This window comes from Bradyrhizobium sp. GW821-FHT13H05, from assembly GCF_058804065.1.
The window spans coordinates 146,779-168,602 of the sequence record NZ_JBXAPO010000008.1 but is presented as its reverse complement, the minus strand read 5'-3'; the positions used below and the strand labels follow the sequence as shown (position 1 = coordinate 168,602).

General features: G+C 64.3%; 22 protein-coding genes and 1 tRNA gene. 10 read left to right on the top strand and 13 right to left on the bottom strand.

All coding sequences use genetic code 11. The features are described 5' to 3' along the window. Window positions 1-138 precede the first annotated feature (138 nt). The 4 genes from cpdR (at window position 139) to AC1RR3_RS24140 (ending at window position 1,579) form a co-directional block, all read left to right on the top strand. Complete coding sequence (gene cpdR, locus AC1RR3_RS24155; RefSeq protein ID WP_007597092.1) at window positions 139-498, top strand: cell cycle two-component system response regulator CpdR; 360 nt, start codon at window positions 139-141, stop codon at window positions 496-498. Between the two features lie 76 nt (window positions 499-574). After that, window positions 575-649, top strand: a tRNA-Val gene (locus AC1RR3_RS24150). Between the two features lie 199 nt (window positions 650-848). Further along, window positions 849-1,322: an L-2-amino-thiazoline-4-carboxylic acid hydrolase gene (locus AC1RR3_RS24145; protein ID WP_492825589.1), complete on the top strand. Its 474-nt coding sequence runs from the start codon at window positions 849-851 to the stop codon at window positions 1,320-1,322. A gap of 53 nt (window positions 1,323-1,375) precedes the next feature. Continuing rightward, window positions 1,376-1,579 carry a hypothetical protein gene (locus AC1RR3_RS24140; protein ID WP_492825723.1) on the top strand — a complete coding sequence of 68 codons (204 nt, stop codon included), beginning with the start codon at window positions 1,376-1,378 and terminating at the stop codon, window positions 1,577-1,579. A gap of 136 nt (window positions 1,580-1,715) precedes the next feature. Here AC1RR3_RS24140 and AC1RR3_RS24135 read toward each other — a convergent pair whose 3' ends face one another. The 3 genes from AC1RR3_RS24135 to AC1RR3_RS24125 all read right to left on the bottom strand — a co-directional run bounded on the left by AC1RR3_RS24135 (window position 1,716) and on the right by AC1RR3_RS24125 (window position 4,447). Further along, window positions 1,716-2,168, bottom strand: coding sequence for an NUDIX hydrolase (locus AC1RR3_RS24135; protein WP_492825588.1), 453 nt, complete (start codon window positions 2,166-2,168; stop codon window positions 1,716-1,718). 6 nt (window positions 2,169-2,174) lie between these two features. Further along, the gene (gene hisC, locus AC1RR3_RS24130) at window positions 2,175-3,227 is read right to left on the bottom strand and encodes a histidinol-phosphate transaminase (protein ID WP_492825587.1); all 1,053 of its coding nucleotides are present in this window, start codon (window positions 3,225-3,227) and stop codon (window positions 2,175-2,177) included. A gap of 128 nt (window positions 3,228-3,355) precedes the next feature. Next, a complete protein-coding gene (locus AC1RR3_RS24125; protein WP_492825586.1) occupies window positions 3,356-4,447 on the bottom strand; it encodes an enolase C-terminal domain-like protein in 1,092 nt (363 codons plus the stop codon). Between the two features lie 190 nt (window positions 4,448-4,637). Here AC1RR3_RS24125 and AC1RR3_RS24120 point away from each other — a divergent pair, with 190 nt between their 5' ends. After that, entirely contained in the window at window positions 4,638-6,200 is a 1,563-nt protein-coding gene (locus tag AC1RR3_RS24120) for an adenylate/guanylate cyclase domain-containing protein (protein WP_492825585.1), read from the top strand. A 220-nt stretch (window positions 6,201-6,420) separates the two neighbouring features. On the opposite strand, the gene AC1RR3_RS24115 is transcribed toward AC1RR3_RS24120, so the two are convergent. From AC1RR3_RS24115 to AC1RR3_RS24100, 4 genes are all read right to left on the bottom strand, one after another. Continuing rightward, the gene (locus AC1RR3_RS24115) at window positions 6,421-7,647 is read right to left on the bottom strand and encodes an ABC transporter substrate-binding protein (protein WP_492825722.1); all 1,227 of its coding nucleotides are present in this window, start codon (window positions 7,645-7,647) and stop codon (window positions 6,421-6,423) included. 404 nt (window positions 7,648-8,051) lie between these two features. Further along, a complete protein-coding gene (locus tag AC1RR3_RS24110; protein WP_492825721.1) occupies window positions 8,052-8,984 on the bottom strand; it encodes an alpha/beta hydrolase in 933 nt (310 codons plus the stop codon). Window positions 8,985-9,092: 108 nt separating this feature from the next. After that, entirely contained in the window at window positions 9,093-9,587 is a 495-nt protein-coding gene (locus tag AC1RR3_RS24105; RefSeq protein ID WP_492825584.1) for a hypothetical protein, read from the bottom strand. 26 nt (window positions 9,588-9,613) lie between these two features. Continuing rightward, window positions 9,614-10,009 (bottom strand): DUF3606 domain-containing protein, encoded by a 396-nt coding sequence (locus tag AC1RR3_RS24100; protein ID WP_492825583.1) that lies wholly within the window; start codon window positions 10,007-10,009, stop codon window positions 9,614-9,616. Window positions 10,010-10,277: 268 nt separating this feature from the next. On the opposite strand from AC1RR3_RS24100, the gene AC1RR3_RS24095 reads away from it, so the two are divergent. Beyond that, on the top strand, window positions 10,278-10,418 hold the full coding sequence (locus tag AC1RR3_RS24095) for a hypothetical protein (protein ID WP_167527472.1): 141 nt from the start codon (window positions 10,278-10,280) through the stop codon (window positions 10,416-10,418). Here AC1RR3_RS24095 and AC1RR3_RS24090 read toward each other — a convergent pair. The 3 genes from AC1RR3_RS24090 to AC1RR3_RS24080 are packed head-to-tail and all read right to left on the bottom strand — an operon-like array spanning window position 10,415 to window position 14,217. After that, a complete protein-coding gene (locus AC1RR3_RS24090) occupies window positions 10,415-12,001 on the bottom strand; it encodes an ATP-binding protein (RefSeq protein ID WP_492825582.1) in 1,587 nt (528 codons plus the stop codon). The two genes, AC1RR3_RS24095 and AC1RR3_RS24090, sit on opposite strands and share 4 nt — an antisense overlap. Then, window positions 11,998-12,702 carry a response regulator gene (locus tag AC1RR3_RS24085; protein ID WP_492825581.1) on the bottom strand — a complete coding sequence of 235 codons (705 nt, stop codon included), beginning with the start codon at window positions 12,700-12,702 and terminating at the stop codon, window positions 11,998-12,000. Before AC1RR3_RS24085 ends, AC1RR3_RS24090 begins: the two co-directional genes overlap by 4 nt. Before the next feature lie 12 nt (window positions 12,703-12,714). Continuing rightward, entirely contained in the window at window positions 12,715-14,217 is a 1,503-nt protein-coding gene (locus AC1RR3_RS24080; RefSeq protein ID WP_492825580.1) for a DUF4153 domain-containing protein, read from the bottom strand. A 189-nt stretch (window positions 14,218-14,406) separates the two neighbouring features. Between AC1RR3_RS24080 and AC1RR3_RS24075 the strand changes: the two genes are divergently transcribed. After that, on the top strand, window positions 14,407-15,747 hold the full coding sequence (locus tag AC1RR3_RS24075) for a glycoside hydrolase family 3 N-terminal domain-containing protein (RefSeq protein ID WP_492825579.1): 1,341 nt from the start codon (window positions 14,407-14,409) through the stop codon (window positions 15,745-15,747). Here the strand turns inward: AC1RR3_RS24075 and AC1RR3_RS24070 are convergent. Next, the gene (locus AC1RR3_RS24070; RefSeq protein WP_492825578.1) at window positions 15,744-17,366 is read right to left on the bottom strand and encodes an ABC transporter substrate-binding protein; all 1,623 of its coding nucleotides are present in this window, start codon (window positions 17,364-17,366) and stop codon (window positions 15,744-15,746) included. The two genes, AC1RR3_RS24075 and AC1RR3_RS24070, sit on opposite strands and share 4 nt — an antisense overlap. A gap of 80 nt (window positions 17,367-17,446) precedes the next feature. Here AC1RR3_RS24070 and AC1RR3_RS24065 point away from each other — a divergent pair, with 80 nt between their 5' ends. After that, window positions 17,447-18,307: an outer membrane protein gene (locus AC1RR3_RS24065; protein WP_492825577.1), complete on the top strand. Its 861-nt coding sequence runs from the start codon at window positions 17,447-17,449 to the stop codon at window positions 18,305-18,307. An 18-nt stretch (window positions 18,308-18,325) separates the two neighbouring features. Here AC1RR3_RS24065 and hydA read toward each other — a convergent pair whose 3' ends face one another. Both hydA and AC1RR3_RS24055 read right to left on the bottom strand, forming a co-directional pair. Further along, the gene (gene hydA, locus AC1RR3_RS24060; RefSeq protein WP_492825576.1) at window positions 18,326-19,780 is read right to left on the bottom strand and encodes a dihydropyrimidinase; all 1,455 of its coding nucleotides are present in this window, start codon (window positions 19,778-19,780) and stop codon (window positions 18,326-18,328) included. 116 nt (window positions 19,781-19,896) lie between these two features. Then, on the bottom strand, window positions 19,897-20,505 hold the full coding sequence (locus tag AC1RR3_RS24055; RefSeq protein WP_492825575.1) for a TetR/AcrR family transcriptional regulator: 609 nt from the start codon (window positions 20,503-20,505) through the stop codon (window positions 19,897-19,899). A 103-nt stretch (window positions 20,506-20,608) separates the two neighbouring features. On the opposite strand from AC1RR3_RS24055, the gene AC1RR3_RS24050 reads away from it, so the two are divergent. Together AC1RR3_RS24050 and AC1RR3_RS24045 are read left to right on the top strand one after the other, a co-directional pair. Beyond that, complete coding sequence (locus AC1RR3_RS24050; protein ID WP_492825574.1) at window positions 20,609-21,304, top strand: PspA/IM30 family protein; 696 nt, start codon at window positions 20,609-20,611, stop codon at window positions 21,302-21,304. A gap of 40 nt (window positions 21,305-21,344) precedes the next feature. Next, entirely contained in the window at window positions 21,345-21,620 is a 276-nt protein-coding gene (locus AC1RR3_RS24045; RefSeq protein ID WP_014491840.1) for a YiaA/YiaB family inner membrane protein, read from the top strand. The last annotated feature ends 204 nt before the right edge of the window (window positions 21,621-21,824 follow it).

The following is a 21,824-nucleotide window of genomic DNA, read 5'->3' as shown; positions in this document are numbered from 1 at the left end:
GCGAGCCATTCGGGTTCACAAGGAGGCCGCGCCGGTCGGGCCCAGGGTAAAGATTTTCACCCGAAATTTACCCTCTGTCGGGCTTAGTGAACTCTGCTGACTGCCTTGCGACTGCCTTGGGGATTCGACGTTCCAGCCATGCCAAAGATCCTGCTCGCCGAAGACGACAACGACATGCGCCGTTTCCTGGTCAAGGCGCTGGAAAACGCCGGTTTTCAGGTCTCGTCCCATGACAACGGCATGGCCGCCTATCAGCGGCTCCGCGAAGAGCCGTTCGAGATGCTGCTGACCGACATCGTGATGCCGGAGATGGACGGTATCGAGCTCGCCCGCCGGGCTTCGGAACTCGATCCCGACATCAAGATCATGTTCATCACCGGCTTCGCCGCGGTCGCCCTGAACTCGGATTCGGACGCCCCCAAGAACGCCAAGGTGCTGTCCAAGCCCGTGCATCTGCGCGAATTGGTCAGCGAAGTGAACAAGATGCTGGCGGCCTAAATCGGCCCCCTTCGGTCCTTGCACCGGCTCCCCTGAGCCGTTATAGGGACCCGACCCGAACGCAAGTGGATCTTTAGGGCGCGTAGCTCAGCGGGAGAGCACTACCTTGACATGGTAGGGGTCACAGGTTCGATCCCTGTCGCGCCCACCACGCTTCGCCTTCGGCTTCGCGTGGCACAGCCCAGAAAATTGTGGCGAAGGGTGTCCGGCGTAGCTCGAAGAGCGTAGACCGACTGGAACTTCTTGCTCCGCCACGATGCCGCTGCCGCCGCGAGCTTTGGCTCGGCAAGCCGAGATCTCACCCTTCGATAGTGTTGTGTTACGGTCGTACCTCCGACGTGAGGTTGCCCATGACAATGTCCGTCATCGAACAGGCAAAGATCCAGGCGCAGGTGCTGGTGCCCTTGGTCAAGGCGCTCCAGGCCGAACTCGGCGATGCCCGCGCCAACGCGCTGGTGCGCAAGGCGCTCGGCGAGCTCTATCGCGGCTTCGGCGAGGAATTCTGGAAGGCGAAAAACGAGGCCGATCTCGGCAAGGCCGTGTCATCGGCGTTCAAGACCTATGCCCGCGACGACGCGCTCGCCTATGACGTCATCGAGCAGACGCCGGACGCCTTTGCGTTCGACGTGAAGCGTTGCGCCTATGCCGAGTTCTACAAGGCGCTGGGCGAGCCGGAGCTCGGTTTCCTGCTGGTCTGCACCGCGGACTTTGCGACCGCGGAAGGCTTTGGCCCCGATGTCAGGCTCACGCGCACGCAGACGATCATGCAAGGCGCTGATCATTGCGATTTCCGCTACCGGCGCGTTTCGGAGGGATCACAGTGAAGGGAACGCGCGCGACGCGGGTGAGCTGTCTTGCCGTGGCGGTGCTGACGCTGATGGCGTCACGCGCGAATGCGGCGATCATCGACTGGCAGGCCGAGCTCCAACGCTGCCGGACGCTGCGCGAAAACATCGCGCCGCTGCTTCAGGCCGGCGAGGGCATCTCCGCCGTCGGCCGCTCCAACAGATCCGTCCGCCGCTGCATCTGGATCCAGCGCATGGCCGTGCGCCGGAAAATCCCGGGCGCGGAGGTGTGGTAGTTGGCCAGACGGCGCTGTTGTCCCACGCTCCGTCATTGCGAGCGCAGCGAAGCAATCCAGTGTCTCTCCGCGGCGGCAGTCTGGATTGCTTCGCTGCGCTCGCAATGACGATGGGGAAACAGCGACGTATTTAGGTCTATCTCCCGCGCAGCAAGTCCTTCAACCCGGTTGGATAGAGTTTAGTCCCGCCCTCGACGTCCAGCTCCGCAAGGTCGAACCAGCGCGCGACGATCTCTTCCCCATTATCCTCGCGGAAGTCGATGCGATCCTGGTCGGCGAAAGCACGTTGCGGAAACGCGACCTCGACGATGAACATCACCTCGTGGCCAGTCGATCCCTCGTGCACAAAGATGTTCTCCATCACCAGCGGCTCGCCGATGATGGTGACGTCGATGCCGAGCTCTTCGTTGAATTCGCGCAGCAGCGCCGCCCGCCAGCTCTCGCCGAACTCGATCTCGCCGCCGAGCGGACGCACGCCCTTGATCCGCCCCGCATCGTCGCGCACCTCGGCCGCGAGCAGCCGCCCGTTCCGCCAATGCAGGCCGATCGCGACGACGCGGATGTGGGGATGCGGCCGCCACGTGGTCATGGGCGATCAGACCAGCTCGCGCGCCACGGCGATCAGGCGGCTGCACTGCTCCTCCGTCCCGACCGTGATCCGCAAAAAATCCCCGATGCGGGGCTTTGCGAAATGTCGGACCAGCACGCCGTGCTTGCGAAGCCCGGCGGCGAGCGCTGCGCCGCTGTGGCCGGGATGGCGGGCGAACACGAAGTTCGCCATCGACGGCACCACCTCGAAGCCGAGGCCGGAGAGGTCGCGGACCAGCTTCTCCCGGCTCGCGATGATGCGCCCGCGGGTCGCTTCGAACCAGGCCTCGTCCCTGATCGCCGCGACGCCGCCGGCGATGGCGAGGCAATCGAGCGGATAGGAGTTGAAGCTGTCCTTCACCCGCTCCAGCGCCTCGATCAAAGGTCGCTGGCCGATGGCAAAGCCGACGCGCAGGCCTGCGAGAGCCCGCGACTTCGAGAGGGTCTGGATGACCAGGAGATTGTCGTAGCGCGCAACCAGCGGCACGGCGCTCTCGGCGCCGAAATCGACATAGGCCTCGTCGACCACCACCAGCTGGTCCGGATGCCCCGTCACCAGCGCTTCGATGGCGTCGCGCGGAAGCGCGATGCCGGTGGGGGCATTCGGATTGGGCAGGAGAATGGCCCCGCATGGCCGCCGGAAGTCGGCAATCTGCACCTTCATCGCGGCGTCGAGCGGCACCTCCTCGTAGCGGATGCCGTACAGGCGGCTATAGACCGGATAGAAGCTGTAGGTGATGTCGGGAAACAGCAGCGGCGCCTCGTGCTTCAAGAGGCCCTGGAACGTGTGGGCCAACACCTCGTCCGAGCCGTTGCCGACGAACACTTCATCCGCCGCCACGCCGTAGCGCGCCGCGATCGCCTCGCGCAAAGCGGTCGCGCCGGGATCGGGATAGAAGCGCAGGCGATCCGTCGCGGCCGCGATCGCAGCCAGCACATGCGGCGAGGGATCGTAAGGGTTCTCGTTGGTGTTGAGCTTGACGAGGTCGTGGATTTTCGGCTGCTCGCCCGGCACGTAGGGCGAGAGATCGCGGACGACGGAACTCCAGAAGCGGCTCATGATCGGTCACTCGATTTCGTAGTGTTGTCGTAGCCCGGATGGAGCGCAGCGCAATCCGGGAAAGTCTCTCCGCGGCGAGAAACCCCGGATTACGCAGCGCGCCATCCGGGCTACGAGGCCGCGCCGTGTCAGGCAACCATATACTTCCTCACCGCGGCTTCGTCCCACGCAATCCCGTTGCCGGGCTCCTCGTTCGGCAGGGCAAAACCGTCCTTGATGGTCAGCCGCGTCGAAAGCACCGCATCGGCCCAGTCGACATATTCCAGCCAATGCGCTGATGGCGTCACGCAGAGCAGGTGCGCGCTGACCTCCGAGAACAGATGGGTGGACATCTCGATGCCGGCGGCGTGCGCCAGCGCGGCGGCGCGCAGCCACCCGGTGACGCCCCCGATGCGCTGCACGTCGGGCATCACGTAGTCGCAGGCTTCCGCCGAGAGCGCGGTCTGCATCGAGAAGGCGCTGTCGAAATTCTCGCCGATCTGGACCGGCGTGCGCAGCGCGTCCGCAATGCGGGCGCAGCCCTCATAATCGTCGTGCCGGATCGGCTCCTCGATCCAGGTCAGGCCTTCGTCGTCGAGCTTCTCGCCGCGGCTGATGGCCTCGGTCACCGTCAGTGCCTGATTGTAGTCGCACATCAGCGTCACGTCGTCGCCGACCGCCTTGCGCACAGCCCGAACCACAGCCAGATCGTCGCGCGCATTGGGCCGGCCGACGCGGATCTTAGCGGCTTGAAAACCCTCGGCCAGCAGCTTGTGAGCCTCCTCCACCGCGGCGCCAACAGCCATAATGCCGAGCCCCTTCGAGTTGTAAGCCTTGACCGGTTTCGGCGCGCCGCCGAGCAGCCTCGCCAGCGGCAGGCCGCGTGTGCGGGCGAGCGCATCCCATGCCGCCATGTCGATGCCGGATTGCGCCAGCCGCTGCAGGCCGGCGAGGCCGAGCAGGGTGAAGCGCTGGGTCAGCTTGCGCTCGATCTCGAACGGCAGCAGCTCGTCGCCGGCGAGCAGCTCCGACATTTCCGTGACCATCGCTGTCAGCGGCTTCAGGGCCGATGGCGTGATCGAGAACAGATAGGCATGCCCCACCGCGCCCTGGTCGGTCTCGCAGTCGATCAGCACCAGCGGCGCCTTGGCGACCTCCCCGGTCGAGGTTTTGAGCGGCAGGTTCATCGGCACGATCACGGGCCGCGCGTTGAAGCGCCTGATGCGGACGGTCTCGGTCATCAAAGTCTCCCGCGGCGTGAATGCAAGTTCATGTCGATCTTAAACATTCGTCATGAAACGAAAAGCCGTTTGGCCCGACCACCATAAAATGGGGTTGCGCCGGCCAGCGTTTATGGGCTCTGTGCCGCCGCCGGCTTTGTCGCGCCTCGCGGGAGATTTGCGACAAAATTGCACACAACGGAGCCACAAGGTGAAACAAGAGATCTCCGAAGAACAGCGCAAGAGCGGCATCCTGACCGGTGCCGTGATCGCCTTTCTCCTGCTCGCTCTGCCGCTCGCGGTGTGGCTGGACCTGACCGAGCTCTCCAAGACGGCGCTGCGCCGGCAGGCGGTCGATCTCAACTCGGTGATCACGAGCGTGCGCAGCTATTACGCCACCAATGTGGTCGGGCGGGTGCTCGCCAACCCCAACGGCACCACCAGGGTCGTGCACAACTACGAGTCCATTCCCGGCGCGATCCCGATCCCGGCGACGCTGTCGCTGGAGCTCGGCCGGGTGATCGGCGCCCAGCAGGAGAATATCACCTACCGCTTCGTCTCGGACTTCCCGTTCCAGAACCGCGCCCCGCACCAGCTCGACAGTTTCGAGAAGGATGCGCTCGCCGCATTGCGTGCCGATCCCGAGCAGAAGATCGTCGACACCGAGACCTCGCTATTCTCTGACAAGGTCCGCCTCGTCGCGCCCGTCATGATGGGACCGGCCTGCGTGAGCTGCCACAACAGCCACCCCGAAAGCCCGAAGAAGGACTGGAAGGTCGGCGACGTCAGAGGTATCCAGGAAGTCATCATCGCCCAGCCGATCGCCGCCAATATCTTCTCGTTCAAGTTCCTGCTGGCCTATTTCCTGATCGCTGCCGGCAGCGGCCTGTCGTTCCTGTCGCTGCAGCGCCGCCAGGCCAGCCGCATCAAGGGCATGAACAAGGAGCTCGAATCCGCCAACGATTTCCTCGCATCGCTGTCGATGAAGATCTCGCGCTACATTCCGCCGCAGGTCTACAAGAGCATCTTCTCCGGCCAGAAGGACGTTATCATCCACACCGAGCGCAAGAAGCTCACCATCTTCTTCTCCGACATCCAGAACTTCACCGCGACCGCGGAGCGTCTTCAGCCTGAATTGCTGACCCAGCTCCTCAACGAATATTTCACCGAGATGTCGACGATCGCCCACGAATATGGCGGCACCATCGACAAGTTCATCGGCGATGCCATGCTGATCTTCTTCGGCGACCCCGAGACCAAGGGCGACCGAACGGATGCGGAAGCCTGTCTCCAGATGGCCTGGCGCATGCAGCAGCGGCTTGCCGAGCTCAACGCGAAATGGCGCGCCTCCGGCATCGAGCTGCCGTTCAAGGCCCGCATGGGCATCAATTCCGGCTATTGCAATGTCGGCAATTTCGGTAGCAGCGACCGCATGGATTACACCATCATCGGCGCCGAGGCGAACCTTGCCGCGCGCCTGCAATCGATCGCCGAACCCGGCGGCATCGTGCTGAGCTACGAGACCTTTGCCCTCGTCAGCGACATCGTCCGCGCCCACGCGCTGCCGGCGATCACGATGAAGGGCATCAGCCGCGAGGTCATTCCCTATTCGGTCGACGCGCTGAACGACGCGGCGGCGCAAAAGAGCGGCGTCATCACCGAGCGCGCGCCGGGGCTCGAGCTCTATCTCGATCCCGCGGTGGTGAAGTCAGGCGACGCCGCACGCGTCCGCTCGCTGCTGGAAAGCGCGCTGGCCTCGCTAAAGCCGGCGTGAGCGGGCTTTTGATTGAGCCCGGGCGTTGCCAAGAGGCAGGTGCGCCCCCTCTCCCGCTTGCGGGAGAGGGCAGGGGTGAGGGCTCTGTCCTCTTGGGTGTTCTTGATTGCGGATGCACCCTCTCCCCAACCCTCCCCCGCAAGCGGGGGAGGGAGCGCACCTCCTTCGCGGGTGCAGTGCCGACCTCTCCCACACGTGGATGACGCCAGCCTGAGTCACCTCACCGCGCCGCACCTTCCGTGAACGCCGTCTCGATCACATCCCCAAACGGCTGCCAGGACCGCCCGTCGAACTGCACCAGCCGCATCTGCTTGATCGGCAGGTAGTTGCTCGGCGAGGTGTTCATCCGGATATTGGGGAGCGCAACAGACGGCTGATAAGCCTTCAGCGAAGCCGCCTGACGCATGATGTTCTCGCGCGAGAAGTCCTCGCCGCATTGCTTCAGCACCTGCGTCAGCGCCTCGGCCGCGGCGTAGCCATAGAGCGCCGCGCTGTTGTTGGTGCTTTCGACCTGATGGTACCTGTCCATGAAGGTGAACCAGTCCTTCATGGCGGGATCGTCCTTCCATGCAGGATCGCTCGGATCCTTCAAGAAGGCCGCCGAGATCACGCCGGCGGAATTCTCCAGGCCCGCCGGCGCCATCGCATTGGCGATCGAGGCGGAGGCGTCGTTGACGACGAAGACCGGGCGCCATTTCAGCGACGCCGCCAGCTTGATCACCTTGGACGCGGTCGACGGCACGCCGAGGAAGACGAAGATATCGGCGCCCGTGCGCTTGAGAATCGAGACGTGCCCTTCGAGATGCTCGTCGTTGATGTCGAAGGCGATGTCGACGAGGACGTGACGGTTCAGGTCGCCAAGGCCTTCCTCCATGCCCTTGAGCAGCGCGCGCCCGAACTGGTCGTTCTGCCAGAGCACCACGATCTTCTTCTGCGGGTAATAAGCCTGGATGTAGTTGGCGTAGATCCGTCCCTCCGAGTGGAACGACGGCTGCCAGCCCATGGTCCAGGGAAACGCCTTGGCCTGGCTCAGCTCCTCGTCGCCGGACGCGACGAACAGCTGCGGGATCTTCTTCTCATTCAGGTACCAGCGCGTGGCGAGGTTGCCGGGCGTGCCGAACGAGCCGAACATCACATGCACGTCGTCCTTCTCGACCAGATTGCGCGTCAGCTCCAGCGCGGTCGTGGGATCGGAATTGTCGTCGCGCGTGATGAAGCGGATCTTGTGGCCGTTGATGCCGCCGTGCGCGTTGACCATGTCGAAATAGGCGGCTTCCGCCTGGCCGATCGCGCCGAACTCCGAGAGTGGCCCCGAATACGGCATGACATTGCCGATGCGGATGTCCTTGTCGCTGGCTGGTTGCTCCGAGTGCTGTTGCTGCGACATCGCGCCAAGTGACGCGAAGGCGACGATCGGAACGAACAGCAATCTGCCGGTGACGCGCATGCTCGACACCTTGTCGTTGGCCCCCAACGAGGTCGGCTCAGTCTGCACCAAGGCGAGTTAATCTACGTCAAGCGTTTGTCAATCGTGTGGCTTGATGGCGCGCTTCTTGCCGCCCGAACCGAAAATGGCAAGCGTATTGACGTGCCGCGTGCATCTCACTCCGTCATCCTGAGGTGCGACGCCCACGATGCAACGCATCGCGGGCGGAGCCTCGAAGGATGAACGGCCACTGCCGCAACCGCGCGGAGAGAGCCGGGCCGTCGTCCTTCGAGGGCCGCTGAAGAAGCGGCCACCTCAGGATGACGGTGATAGACTGATTGTCGCGGTTGGAATGCGCGGCCCGTATGGGTCCAGCAATATGCAGAGGCTGGCAGTGCAGGAGCTTCAGTGCCCCCGCAACCCCGCTACGGCAGACCCCGCGCCTCGAGCTGATGCACCAGCAGTAGCGTCGGCTCCGCAAGGCTGTCGCCGGAGCCGTCGAGCCCGAACGCCGCGGCGATGCCGTCGCGGCTGCGCAGCAGCGAGGCGCGCGGGCAGTGGCCGGCGCCGCAGAGCGTCTTCTTCAGGGTCTCGCCCTGTTTCACGACGCCCGCAGTATCGTCTGTCGCCCAGGCCAGCACGATCGGCACGTCGACATTGAGGATGCCGGGAAAGACTGAGCGCATGTCGTACTGGGTGGCGTCGCCGCCGAGATAGGCCTTCTCGCTGTCGCTGGCGTCCTTGCCCACGCGGTAGATCCCGGACACCAGCACGACGCCCGCGACGTCGGCGCGGTCGGTCTGGAGCTCGGGATGGGCCAGCAGGGTGGCGACGTGAAAGGCACCGGCGCCATAGCCGACCGCGACGATCTCGCGGGCGTCGCCATTGAACAGGTCGATATTGCCGTGGATCCAGGACAGCGCCGCCGCGACGTCGGTTGCCCCGGTGGGCCAGGTCGCCGACGGCGCCAGGCGATAGTTGACGCGCACCCCGATCATGCCGTTGCGCGCGGCAAAGCACATGGCCTGGTCCTGGACCTGGCGCGACAGCTCCGGCGCCGCATGATCGCCGGTGAAGGTGTCGCCCGCCACGAACAGCAGCACCGGCCGCGGCGTGTCCGCTTTGGTCTCGCCGCTGGTGGCGACATCGAGCACATTGGCCTCGCTCTCGCCGTAGCGCAGGCCGCGCGAGAAGGTGACCTGCTCGCACAGCCGCGCGGTGCCGCCGGCGGTGGTGTCGTTGTCGGTGAGCCCGACGCGGACGAGCTCGGACGCAGTCATGAGCCTCGCAGGCCCCGGCCCATGCGCGGAGGCTGCCGTGACGGTCAGAACAAGCAAAAATGCGAGATAATTCTTCATGGTGTGCCGGGCCTTGCGGGCCATATTGGCTCGCTCTTGGGGCCTGTCTTTTCAATTCGCCATATTAGTTGGCTGGTCTTGAGGCGATTTGACGGCACCCTCCGGCTCTCAATTCCCCGGCAGGAACGTGCAATCCGCCCCGCTGCCGTCCTTGCGCCTGATCGCATTGGGATCGATCGTGCAGCTGAGCTTGCTCAGGCTCTCGAAATTCGATCCCGCAGCGCCATCGGGCGGAACGCCGGCCAGCGCTTCGGTGGCGAAGATCTCGTTGGCGGTGGAGCCGTTCACGGTCTTCACCTTCTTGCCGAAGGTCACCTCGCAATTGCGAACGGTAATATCGACATTGCCGGTGCGGCAGACGATCCGGTCCGCCGTCACCACGATCGCCTTCTTGTAGGGGATGTCGGCGTTGGCGGCGAACAGCATCGCCACCGCCTTCTTCTCCGCGCCGGTCAGGTCCGGCGACAGCGGCGCGATCACGCCGGCGAGCGCCAGCGCCGTCGAACCCGAGACCTTGGCGGGCGTCGCGCCGGAGGCGACGGCGATGTTGGCGGTGCCCGCGGCAACAAGGGCACAGGCGAGGATCACTTGACCGGATTTCATCCTTGTCTCCGTGGACGCCTCAAGTCTCAGGCCTTTGTCTTCCGCTTGACCGTCTTCTTGGCCTTCTTGGCCTTTTTCGCCGCTTTCTGGGCGGCGAGATAGGCTTCCACCTTCTTGGCGGAATGGCCGGCGGCGGCGACGGCGGCCTTCAGCTTGGCGGGGGTGATCTTGAATTTCTTCGACCAGTAGCGGACCTCATAGGTCTCGCTCAGCGCGATCCGGCTCTTGTCGGCGGCGCGGTGCTTCTGGAGCTTGATGTAGGCTTCGACCTTCTTGGCGGAGTGGCCGACCTTCTTGACGGCGTATTTCAGCTTGGCCGGGGTCACCTTGAACTTCTTCGACCAGTAGGCGACTTCGTATTTTTCGGTGAGCGCAATCAGGGCGCGATCAGCTCCGCCCCGCTTTGCCTTGTTGTCGGCCATGCTTTCCTCCTGCCTTGGACGGCGTCCAGTCTAGCATGCAACCGGATTTGGAAGGCAAGGTGCAGGTCGCGCGGGGATTGCGCGGAGCGGCGGTTTTGCACCGGCGTGTCAAATGCTTGCGTCGCGTGACCCTGGCTCATGCCGGAAAACGGTTTCTACTGTGCATGGGGTTGTTTTCGCATTTTTTGTTGCTCGCGCGTCCGTGACGGAACCTTTTGGCGGCTGATGCGACTTATCCATGACACGGGGAAACACGTGCGAGGCAGTCATGGCACAGAAGCATACCGCCGATCCCACCGAGATCATGCGGGCGACCGGTCACCCTGAGCTGGAATATGCCGCCGGCTGGACCATCGCCGGTCTGGTCACCATCGGCACCATCGTCGCCGCCTGGGTGTTCGCGATCTAGGCGACTGGAAACTGCAGCTCGAAGGCTGCGCCCGCGTCGGTCGGCTTGAGCCCGATCGAGCCGCCATGGCTGGCCATCACCGCGCGCGCGATGGCCAGCCCCATCCCGGTCCCGCCCTGGTCGCGGCGGGTGGTGAAGAACGCATCAAAAATCCTGTCGCGGTTCGGCGCCGAAATCGGCTCGCCGTCATTGCTGACCGTCAGCAGCAGGCTCGTCCGCGCGTCGACCGCCTCCAGCCTGATTGACTTCGCTTTATGCCGCACCGCGTTATCGGCGAGATGCGACAGCACGATCAGCGCCTTTTCGCCGGACATGCCGATCGCCCGGTCGAGGCTGCCGGTGGCCTCGATGGAGCTTCCCGGAAACCGGCTCCTGAGGTCGGCGATGACGGCCGCAAGCTCGGTGCGCTCGTTCTGCGGCAGGCTCTCGGCGCGGGCGAGCTCGCGCAGCCGCTGCGCCATCGCCTCCAGCCGCTGGGTGTCGGACAGGATGTTGGCGATGAACGTCCTCTGCTCGGCCAGCGTGAGCCCCTCGGGCTTGCCCTGAAACGAATCCTGCAACAGCTCGGCGGCACCCTTGATCGAGGTCAGAGGCGATTTCAGCTCATGGGTGAGATGCGCCGAGAACGTCGCGATGTAGTCCGAGCGCCGCGCCAGCTGCTCGGCCATGCCGAGGAAGCTGTGCGAGAGCTGGGCGAACTCCCTTGTGCCATAATGGCGGAGCGGCCTGAACGCCTCGCGGTCGCCGCGTCCGATCCGCGCCGCGCGGCTGATCAATTCGCGCATCGGCAGCGTGATGGTGCGGGAGAACACCAGGCCGATCGCGATGGTGCCGAGGATCACGGCCAGCCCGGCCAGCACGAACTTAGCCCGCTCCTGGTAGAGGTGGTCGAAGATGTTGCTGGGGGTCCGCGTGGTGTAGATCACCCCGGCGACGCGGTTGTTGACGATGACGGGCATGGCCGAGAACACATGCACGCCGAGGCCGCGGCTGAAGGAATAGATCGGCGGCGGCGGCTTGTCCGGCACGCGGTTGCGCAAGGTGGCGCGGTACTGCCCGTGCAGCGCGTCAGCGACCTCCTCGATATGGGCGAGCGACTGCCCGACCTCCTGGCGTCCGGCGATCACCACGCCCTGCGGATCGAGGATGCGGAAGCCCGCCAGCGTCACCTTCTGGGTCTCGCGGATGATCGGCGTCAGCCTGGCGCCGATCTCGACATAGGCCGGCTGCGCCGGTTGGGATGCGGCCAGCGCATCGGGCCGCCGCCGGAGCAGGTCGTTGGCGGTGAGGTCGAGCGCGGGGCGGATCGGCGTGACCTGGTCGCCGGGATCGGGCAGCACGTTCGGCGGCACCTCGGCGCCGAGCGTGAGGCCGCTGTCGAGCCTTGCCGTGACCTCCTGCGCATAGATCGTCGCCAGCACCCGGCTTTGCGCGATCAGCTCGGCCTGGGTCTGGCGGATCAGCTGGTTGTCGTAGAGGCGAAAGAAGAACAGGCCGACCAGCGGCAGCACCGCGACGGTCGCCAGCACCGCGAAGATCACGAGCCCCAGCGACGGCCGCCATTTGTCGGGGGCCGCGCTCATGCCTCTTTCTCGCAGCGGCCGAGCTTGAAGCCGACGCCGTGGATGGTCTCGATCACGTTCTCGCAATTGTGCGCCGCGAGCTTGGCGCGGATGTTGCGGATGTGGCTGTCGATGGTGCGGTCGGAGACCTGGATGTTGAGCTGATAGGCCGCCCGCATCAGCTGCTCGCGGTTGAACACCGAGGTCGGCCGGGTCAGGAACGCGCGCAAAATGCCGAACTCGATCGCGGTCAGCTTCAGCGACGTGCCGGCGAAAGTGGCGACATGCTGCTCGGGATCGATCAGCAGACCGCCTTGTGCCAGCGCGGCCGGTCCGGCCTTGGCCTCGCCATTGCGCGGGCTGAGGCGGCGCAGGATGACATTGACCCGCGCCACCAGCTCCCGGGGGCTGAACGGCTTGGTCACGTAATCGTCGCCGCCGATCTCGAGGCCGAGGATGCGGTCGATCTCCTCGTCGCGCGCCGACAGGAACAGGATCGGCACGTCGGAGCTTTTGCGAATCTCGCGGCAGACGTCGAGGCCATCGAACTCGGGCATACCGATGTCGAGCACGATCAGATCGGGCCTGTCGGCGGCAAAGCGGAGAAGCGCCTCCTTGCCGTCGCGCGCCTCGATCACGTCCATGCCGGCCTTCTTCAGGGCGACGCGGATGACCTCGCGGATATGGCCCTCGTCGTCGACGATGAGAATGCGATGCGCCAAAAGACTCTCCGCTTACCCTGCCGGCTGATTGCCGGGTTGGCTTCCGGCCTGAGCATCAAGCCTGCGCTGCAGCCGCCAGCTCCGAAAGCCCCAGGCTCGCCAGGCCAAGTCCAGCCGCTGAGCTTCTACAAGCCGATCGCGGCGCCGCGCAAGGCAGTCGTCGCCCGGGCGATGGGCGATGACCTTGTCGAGCGCGGGCAGGGCCTGCGGTCCGAGTGTGAGGAGATAGTTGGCATCGATCGCCACGCCCTTGCCCGACATTTCGCTGCTGTGCGTCAGATTATAGTCGGTAATGAACGCTTCGAAGTTCACCAGCGAGCAACTATAGAGCACGATCGTTAACGCGATCAGATTGGCGCCGACCAGCCACCGGTTGGAGCGGTTGAGCGCGATGCGGGCGACGATCAGGATCAACCCGAGCGCCACCAGCCCCATCCAGATGAAGGCCGCGATGCGCCAATAGGTCAGCATGTAGATGTCGACATAAAGATCGAGCCGGAGGATGGACGAGGCGACCAGAAGCACGTTCTGGCCGACCCAGAGATAGACCAGCGGCCGGATCACGCTCGATTTCTCCGCCAGTCCGCCCGGACGCATCGCCACCAGCACGAAGGCGGCGGCGAGCAGGGCAGTTGCGATCAGCGGATAGGCGCCGCGATGGGCATAGGCCGCATAGGTCATGTTAGCCGGCAGGGCGACATGACCCCAGAGATAGATGCCGTCGAGAACGGACTGCGCCGCGAACAGCAGGTTGAACAGGATCAGCGAGCGCAGGATCGTCGAGGGTCCGAGAAATTCCGCCGAGACGAGGGGCGGGAGCGGCGGTGGCAAGGGGCCAGCGACCACAGTGGTGGTGACGATCGTCTTGCGCCGCCAGCGCACATGGATGAACGGCCAGACCAGCGCCAGCATCATGGTCCAGAACAGCACGCGCGGCACGCTGATATATTCGAGCATGAGCTTTGGATTGAGCAGCGACACCCACTGCTCGATCACCGGATTGGCCGCAGCGAACAGTGCGACGAAGACAGTGCTCAGCAGCGCGGGCAGCAGCCAGAGCGCGATGCCGCGGGTGAACGCCGACATGTTGAAGATCTGAAGTACGTCGAGGAAGAATCTAAAGGGACCAAGCAGGACAAAATTGCGCAGCGCACGGGCACGCTCAGTCAGCTCGGTCGTTTCCAGATTGGTCGCGATCAGAAGCGCAATGGCCAGAGCCATGGTGAGGATCAGGAAGGATAGGGTATTAAGCTCCTCGACCGCCGGTGCGAGCCCGGCGACGAGAATGGCCGCGCCGATCATGGCGCGCCGCAAATCTAGCGCCGCATGATTGAACAGCGCCGACACGCAAGCCATCGCAATCGCAAACAGCGTCAGCGACAGCCCGATCCGCGAACCGTAGAACAGCCAGTCGGCGAGCGCGGCCAGCACCAGCGCGAGGCCGACCTTGGCCGGGATCGAGGAATGCCTGATCGGCTGGATGTCCGCTGCGATTGTCGAAGCCAGGCTCGTCATGTCCAGAAGACCTTTCGTGATGGGTGGCATCACGAAGTCTGAACGGCGCTTGTGCAGAAGGCGGGATCATCGTCTGCACGGTTTCAGGAGTCTTTTGCAGTTTTCGTGCAGGCGTGCTTTTGGCCCTCGCGCAGCGTGGTTCGCTTTGATAGGTGCGAAGCATTCGCCACTTCAAGCGCGTGACGCATCATGCAATTCCTCCGCCGTCTCGGTCTCATCCTGCTCTGGCTGGCGGCGCCCCTCGTCGCATTTGCGGCCGCAAACAAGAACGATCCTTATCTTGTCCCGTTGCGCGGCGCCGGAAACATCGCGCTTGTCGTCACAAGCATCCTGATCGTCATCGCTCTGGTGCGAGAGGGGCGTTGGCGGACCATCGCGGGCAGGTTGCTCGTCGTGCTCTGGTGCCTCCCGCCGCTGCTGATGTCGGCGGCGCATCTCAAGTTCGAGCTGCGCAAGCACGATGTCCTCGCCACCAGCGCTGCCGAGGCGCGTCAGCTCGGGCCTCACTTCATGGTCGGCTATTCCTCCTTTTCCGAGGTCGCGCGCCTCGCCGAGCAGGGCTTGATCGGCGGCATCTACATCACCAGGCACAACATCCGTGGTCGGACGGTCGAGGCCCTGCGTGCGGAGATCGCGGCGCTCCAGGACAAGCGGCGCGCAGCTAACCTGCCGCCGCTGGTCGTCGCCGCGGACCAGGAGGGCGGCATCGTCGGACATCTCGCGCCGCCGCTGACCAAGGTGCCGGCGCTGGCGACGCTCACCGGTCTCGCCCCCGACGAGCAGCAGGCCAAGGCCGAAGAGTTCGGCCGCATCCACGGCCGCGAGCTGGCTGGCCTCGGCGTCAACCTCAACCTCGCGCCGGTGCTGGACCTCAAGCCGCCGCAGAGACGCAACCGTCTCGACTTCCATACGCTGATCGGCCAGCGGGCGATCGCGACCGATCCCGTCGTCGTCAGCACGATTGCGACCGCCTATGTTCGCGGGCTCGAAGAATTCGGCGTCGGCGCCACGTTGAAGCATTTTCCCGGCATCGGCCGGGTGCGCACCGACACGCATCATTTCAGTGCCAGTCTCAATACGCCGGTGAGGGAGTTGGAAGTGACCGACTGGCTCCCGTTCCGCGAGGTGCTGGCGCAGTCGCACAGCGCGCTCATGGTCGGCCATGTCACGCTCACCGCTGTTGATCCAGATCGTGCCGCGTCACATTCGAAGCGTGTTGTTCAAGGCATCATCCGCGACACCTGGAATTACCACGGCGTGGTCATGACCGACGATTTCGTGATGGGCGCGATCTATCAGAACGACGTCTGCAAGGCGGTGGTCGAGGCGATCAACGCCGGCGTCGACCGGCTGCTGGTCGCCTATGACGGTGCGCAGTTCTACCGGATCTTTCAATGCGCGCTGGAGGGATCTCGGCAAGGCAAGCTCGACACAGCGATGCTGCGCGCGAGCGAGGCGCGGCTGGAGCGTGGCTTTCCGATGGAGCAGGCGCGGACGGCTTCAGGTGTCCGCGTCGTCGAGAAGAACTAGCCCTTGGCGAACTGACGGTAGTCCGGCTCGCGGTGAAACCAGAATTCGTAGCCGGTGACGGCCTTCTGCATCGCGACGTCGTGGATCGGCTGATTGAGCGGAATGACGGGAACGTCACGCATGCAGAGTGCGATGAAATCCTTCACCGCCTTGTCGTACTCCGCTGCGTCCGCAGTGAATCGCGCCTTGTCGATCAGCGCGTCCATCGCCTTGTTCTGGTAGGAGGAGATGTTGAAGATCGAATTGTTGCCGTGGAAATTCCAGTAGAAGTAATATTCGGGATAATCCAGCCAGCCGCTGAAGCGGTTGAGCGCGAGCGGCAGCTCCTTCTTGTTCAGCGTCGTGCGCCAGTTCGCGCCGGGGATTTTTTCAATCGACGCCTTGATGCCGATTTTGGCGAGGTTCTCCTGGATCAGGATGGCGGTCGGCTCGCCGACGGTCGCCGTGCCTGTGTCGAGCGACAAGCTCGTCTCCAGTCCGGACTCGAACCCCGCCTCCTTCATCAAGGCCTTGGCCTTGTCGAGATCGGTGACATAGGGAGACGGCTGCGGCCACACCGGCTTTGAGACGTCGGCGGCTCCGCCGTACATGGGAACGGCACGACCGAAGAACGCGCTGCTCTGGATCTGCTCATACGGCAGCGCCCAGGCGATGGCCTGGCGCAGCTTGACGCTATCAAACGGCGGCTTCGCGGTGTTCAGCGCGACGTACCAGAGCGCATTTGGGATCGGCACACCCGACACCTTGATCTTGCCCTCCTTGATGATCTGCTCGAAATCGCGTGGCGCAAAGCCGCTCGAGATGTCCGCATCACCCCGTTCCAGCATGGCGCGGCGCGTGCCGGCGGAGGGGACGTCGCGCGCGATCACGCGCTTGACCTTCGGCAGCGGACCGCTCTTCCAATCATCGAACCGCGTCAGCACGGTCTCGCTGCCGGGCTTCCAGCTCTCGATCCTGTAGGCGCCGCCGCCGGCCTCGTTGGTCTTCAGCCACGCGAGAGCCCAGGGATCTTCCGGAGTCGCGTTTTTCTTCGCGAGCTCCGAGTTGATGATGAAGGGTACGACTACCGCGACGTTGAACAGCAGCATCTTGTCCTTGCGGACATAGTCGATGCGGAAGGTGTGGTCGTCGACCACCACGAACTGCTCGGGCTTCTCCAGCGAGCCCGCCGACATCTGGAAGGTCGGAAAGCCGCCGACCTTCACGGCGCGATCGAACGACCATTTGACGTCCTTGGCGGTCACAGGCGTGCCGTCGTGGAATTTTGCGTCCTTGCGAAGCTTGAAGGTGCAGGACATGCCGTCGGCGGCGACCTCCCAGCTTTCGGCGAGCTCAGGCGCGAGTTTCTCGCGATCGTAAGAGATCGTGCCGTCGGGCAGCGTCCTGGAGGCGTAGGTCAGCAGGCGGTCGTAACAATTCCAGGACAGGCCGTTCACGGTCTGGTTGGAGCCAACGCCCTGCATGTCGAGCGAGTTCGGTCCGAGCTCCTGCACCACCAGCAGCGTCTCCGCGCGCCCTTGCGCCCAGGCGAGGCGCGGCGCGACGGCCGTCATTCCGGCGATGCCGAGGCCACCCAGTACCACATTGCGGCGATTCATATCGAAGGTCGATGTGCTCAAGAGGGCCTCCCTGACAGCGCTTCCTGCATGAGGAGGCAAGGCACATGCCATGATGGCGCTGCATTGGATTTGGGGGCGGCATGTTGAAATCATCAGCGCTGTTTCCGTTGTGGTGCGTTGGCCACACATCCACACAATATTCAACCAAATGGGTGCGTCCACCTGTCGCGGCAACCCGTTTCCTGCAACAAGAACGGCGTTGTTTTTTGGAATTGGCGAGGCTGGGAATGCGTCGTATTGCGGTGGTTGGCGTTGGGTTGGTTTCGATTCTGGGATTTGCAAGCGCGGCAAGTGCGGCCGATCTGGCGGTCAAGGCTCCGGTGGCGGTCAAGCAATTCAGCTGGACCGGGTGTTTCATCGGCGTTCATGCCGGAGGCGACTTTAGCTACGACAAGATCAGGAGTTCGGGCGATTTCAGCTCCACTGGCTTCATCGGCGGCGGGCAGATCGGTTGCGATTATCAGTTTGCATCGGTCTGGGTCGTCGGTGTCGAAGGCCGTGCAGCATGGTCCAGCCTGACCAGCAAGACGCCCGGTCTCGGCAATTTCGGCGGCGTGATCGTCCCGACGCAATTCACCGTCAGCAACGACTTCCTGGCGTCGGCGACCGCGCGGCTCGGCTATAGCTTTGCTGGCAACTGGCTCGCTTATGGCCGCGGCGGCGTCGCCTGGACGCGGGAAAAGGCCGACAATGTCCTTACGCCTCCGCTTCTTGGAGTCCCGGTCGATCCCAAGGCGACCGCGACGCGCACTGGCTGGACCGCCGGCGTCGGTCTCGATTGGGCATTCGCGCCGCACTGGTCGACGAACTTTGCGTACGACTACTATGATTTCGGCGCCAACGATTTCGTTCTGACCAATTCCGTCCCGCCAGTGACCTTCAGCGGAAACCTGAAGGACAGAATCCACACCGTGACCGTCGGTGTGAACTATCGCTTCTGACCGGGGACCGGAGAGGCCCTACGGCGTGACCGCGCCGCGGCCGACGGCTCGCGGGGCGGTCAGTTCTTTCCAGGTCGAGTTGGCGACGTGCACCGGCGAGAACGCCGGGCGCTCGACATAGTGCCCGTCGCCGGCCTCGGCGCGCAGATCGCCATCCTTCCACACGACACGGCCGCGCGACAGCGTCGCCGCCGGCCCGCCGGTGCAGGCAAAGCCTTCGAACACGTTGTAATCGATCTTGCTCATCTGCCGCTTCGCGCTGATGGTCTTGCTTGCTTTGGGATCCCACACCACGACATCGGCATCCGAGCCGACGGCGACCGCGCCCTTGCGCGGATAGATGTTGAGGATGCGGGCGATATTCGCCGAGGTCACCGCGACGAATTCTTCCTTCGTCAGCCGTCCGGTGGCCACGCCCGCGGTCCACAACAATGCGAGCCGATCTTCGAGGCCGCCGGTGCCATTCGGGATCTTTCTGAAATCGCCGAGTCCGAACCGCTTCTGCTCGGTGGTGAAGGCGCAGTGGTCGGTCGCGACCACCTGGAGCGAGCCGGATTGCAGGCCGGCCCAAAGACTGTCCTGGTGTGATCTGTCGCGGAACGGCGGCGACATCACGCGCTGGGCGGAGTGATTCCAGTCCTTGTTCTGGTATTCGCGCTCGTCGAGCAGCAGATGCTGGATCAGCGGCTCGCCATAGACGCGTTTTCCCGCAGCCCGCGCCCGCGCAATCGCCTCATGCGCTTCGCGGCAGCTGGTGTGCACGATGTAGACCGGCGTGCCCGTCATATCGGCGATCATGATGGCGCGGTTGGTGGCTTCGCCCTCGACCTCCGGCGGCCGCGAATAGGCGTGACCTTCGGGGCCGGTGACGCCGCGCGCGATCAATGCTTCCTGCATCAAGGCGACGACGTCGCCGTTCTCCGCGTGGACGACAGGCATGGCGCCGAGATGGGCGCAGCGCGCGAACGAGTTGTAGAGCTCGTCATCGTTCACCATCAGCGCGCCCTTGTAGGCCATGAAGTGCTTGAAGGTGTTGATGCCGTAGGTTTTGACCACGGTCTCCATCTCGTCATAGATCTGCTTCGACCACGACGTCACCGCCATGTGGAAGCCGTAGTCAGTCGCCGCCTTCTCGGATTTGTGCCGCCATTCCTGATAGGCCGCGAGCATCGACTGGCCGGGATCGGGCAGGCAGAAATCCACCACCATGGTGGTGCCGCCGGTCAGCGCCGCCTTGGTTCCCGATTCGAAATCATCGGCGGTCACCGTGCCCATGAACGGCATTTCGAGATGGGTGTGCGGATCGATCCCGCCCGGGATGATGTAGGCGCCGCCGGCATCGATGATCTCAGCGCCCTTGGGTGCATCGAGCGATGCTCCGACCGCGACGATGGTCTCGCCGTCGATCAGCACGTCCGCACGGCGCGAATGATCGTGATTGACGACGGTGCCGCCGCGGATGAGGAGGGGCATGGGAGACTCCGGAAGAGAGGACGAGACGCCGCGAAAGCTAAGCGCGCTGCCCGCGATGCGACAGGCGAAATTTTAGTCAGAGGCCGCCGCCGGTTTCGCGGCGTTCTCCCGTGCTTCTAATCCGTACGTGCGATCAATCCGTCGATCATCGCGCGCACGAGGATGGCGATCTCCTCGCGCAGCGCCGGCAGCGGCACGGCGACCAGCCTCTGCTCGAGCCCCAGTGCCACCATGCCGTGCACGGCCGAGAACAGGCTGCGTGCGGTGATGCCGAGTTCCTCCGTCCCGCGCTTTGGAAACAACGCCGCCAGCGGCGCGTAGATGTGACGGAACAGCTGCAGCTGGTCGTCGGCGGACCAGTCGGGGACTTCCTTGTCGGGCTCCATGCGGTGCTCGAACATTGCGCGCCAGAGTTCGAGATTCTCCGCGGCGAAATCGCAATAGGCGATCGCGATGCGGACCAGCGTCTCCTGCGGCGATGGATTGCCCGCACATACCGCTGCGCTGAGCGCCTCGTCGAGCCGGAGCAGCGTGCGCGAGCCGACGCGCAGGACCAGCTCGTCCACGTCGGCCACGAGATTATAGACCGCACCATTGGCGCAGCCGATCTCGCGGGCCAGATCGCGGGTCTTCAGGCCCGCCAACCCCCGGGTCGCGATCATGCGTTCCGCCGCCAGAATCAGGTCGGCCCGCAATTTCTCCCGACGTTCCAAGGCTTTAGTCATCTACCAACCAAAATTTTGAGCGTTGCTCATATTTTTCTTGAACGATGTTCAAGGTTCCTGCTACAAATCATCTGTGAGCAACGCTCATAACAGGGAGCTGAAGATGTTCAAGACCGTAGTGACACTTTTCCGCGGCAGCGTTGCTGCCGCAGGCGAGGAGCTGGAGGACCGCACGGCCCTTCTGATCCTCGACCAACAGATGCGCGATGCGGCTGCGGCCGTCGAGCGCAGCAAGCGGACGCTGGCGCTGGCGATTGCCCAGGACCAGCAGGAAGGCCGCAAGCTCGAGGCGACCGTCGCCCGCATCGCCGATCTCGAGACCCGCGCGGTTGCGGCGCTCGACGGCGGCCGCGAGGATCTCGCCAAGGACGCCGCCGAGGCCATCGCTGGCCTGGAGGCCGACCGTGATGCGGCAATGACGGCGCGCGCGCTGTTCGCGACCGAGATCGTCAGGCTGAAGCGGCACGTCGCAAACGCGCAGGCCCGCATCACCGAGCTCGATCGCGGCCGCCGCGTCGCACGCGCCTCGGAAGCAGTGCGCTCGCTTCGCCGCAGCGGCATCGAGGCGGCACGCCCCTACGAATCCACGCTGCCGGAGGCGGAGAGCACCCTGAGGCGCCTGCGCGAGCGGCAGATGGAAGCCCAGGCCGCCGATGACGCGCTGGTCGAGCTCGATGCGGCCACCGGCCCGCTCGCCACCGCCGAACGACTTGCCGAGCAGGGCTTCGGTCCCCGGCTCAAGACGACCGCGGACGACGTGCTGGCGCGATTGAAGTCCACGCGCACGCCGACTGCCTGATCTCAAATCTCATCATCGTCAGAACCAACAGGAGACCATCATGAACCAGAACGGCCAGCCCCACAGCAGTGCCTGGGTGACCTTCACTTATGCGTCCTTCGCAGCCTCAGCCTTCCTCGTCGCTATCGGCATTTTCTTCCTGCCGATCGACCTCTGGATGAAGGGCTATCTCACCATGGGCATCGTGATGCTGATCCAGACCTGTATCACCCTGACCAAGACGGTCCGCGACAATCACGAGAGCAGCCGACTGGTCAATCGCATCGAGGATGCCAAGGCCGAGCGCCTGCTGATGGAAGTCTCCAAGGCGGCTTGAGGCCAGCGCGCATGGACGTGTGAAGCCATCTGCAATATGGGGGCGATGGATGCCGAAGCATCCGCCGCCCCCGCCGTGCCGTCGGCGCGCGATGATCACAGAGATTTATATCGCGCCTGCGAAATGCAACCGAGCCATGACGGATCGCGCGGGCGCGCTCCCTTGCGCAGCGGCGACGACCGGAGCACTCTGCACAAGCGGCGC

Bases quoted from the DNA above. Each gene is read 5' to 3' on its own strand.
- cpdR (WP_007597092.1), top strand. From the start codon at position 139: ATGCCAAAGATCCTGCTCGCCGAAGACGACAACGACATGCGCCGTTTC.
- AC1RR3_RS24145 (WP_492825589.1), top strand. From the start codon at position 849: ATGACAATGTCCGTCATCGAACAGGCAAAGATCCAGGCGCAGGTGCTG.
- AC1RR3_RS24140 (WP_492825723.1), top strand. From the start codon at position 1,376: ATGGCGTCACGCGCGAATGCGGCGATCATCGACTGGCAGGCCGAGCTC.
- AC1RR3_RS24135 (WP_492825588.1), bottom strand. From the start codon at position 2,168: ATGACCACGTGGCGGCCGCATCCCCACATCCGCGTCGTCGCGATCGGC.
- hisC (WP_492825587.1), bottom strand. From the start codon at position 3,227: ATGAGCCGCTTCTGGAGTTCCGTCGTCCGCGATCTCTCGCCCTACGTG.
- AC1RR3_RS24125 (WP_492825586.1), bottom strand. From the start codon at position 4,447: ATGACCGAGACCGTCCGCATCAGGCGCTTCAACGCGCGGCCCGTGATC.
- AC1RR3_RS24115 (WP_492825722.1), bottom strand. From the start codon at position 7,647: ATGCGCGTCACCGGCAGATTGCTGTTCGTTCCGATCGTCGCCTTCGCG.
- AC1RR3_RS24110 (WP_492825721.1), bottom strand. From the start codon at position 8,984: ATGAAGAATTATCTCGCATTTTTGCTTGTTCTGACCGTCACGGCAGCC.
- AC1RR3_RS24105 (WP_492825584.1), bottom strand. From the start codon at position 9,587: ATGAAATCCGGTCAAGTGATCCTCGCCTGTGCCCTTGTTGCCGCGGGC.
- AC1RR3_RS24100 (WP_492825583.1), bottom strand. From the start codon at position 10,009: ATGGCCGACAACAAGGCAAAGCGGGGCGGAGCTGATCGCGCCCTGATT.
- AC1RR3_RS24095 (WP_167527472.1), top strand. From the start codon at position 10,278: ATGGCACAGAAGCATACCGCCGATCCCACCGAGATCATGCGGGCGACC.
- AC1RR3_RS24090 (WP_492825582.1), bottom strand. From the start codon at position 12,001: ATGAGCGCGGCCCCCGACAAATGGCGGCCGTCGCTGGGGCTCGTGATC.
- AC1RR3_RS24080 (WP_492825580.1), bottom strand. From the start codon at position 14,217: ATGACGAGCCTGGCTTCGACAATCGCAGCGGACATCCAGCCGATCAGG.
- AC1RR3_RS24075 (WP_492825579.1), top strand. From the start codon at position 14,407: ATGCAATTCCTCCGCCGTCTCGGTCTCATCCTGCTCTGGCTGGCGGCG.
- AC1RR3_RS24065 (WP_492825577.1), top strand. From the start codon at position 17,447: ATGTTGAAATCATCAGCGCTGTTTCCGTTGTGGTGCGTTGGCCACACA.
- hydA (WP_492825576.1), bottom strand. From the start codon at position 19,780: ATGCCCCTCCTCATCCGCGGCGGCACCGTCGTCAATCACGATCATTCG.
- AC1RR3_RS24055 (WP_492825575.1), bottom strand. From the start codon at position 20,505: ATGACTAAAGCCTTGGAACGTCGGGAGAAATTGCGGGCCGACCTGATT.
- AC1RR3_RS24050 (WP_492825574.1), top strand. From the start codon at position 20,609: ATGTTCAAGACCGTAGTGACACTTTTCCGCGGCAGCGTTGCTGCCGCA.
- AC1RR3_RS24045 (WP_014491840.1), top strand. From the start codon at position 21,345: ATGAACCAGAACGGCCAGCCCCACAGCAGTGCCTGGGTGACCTTCACT.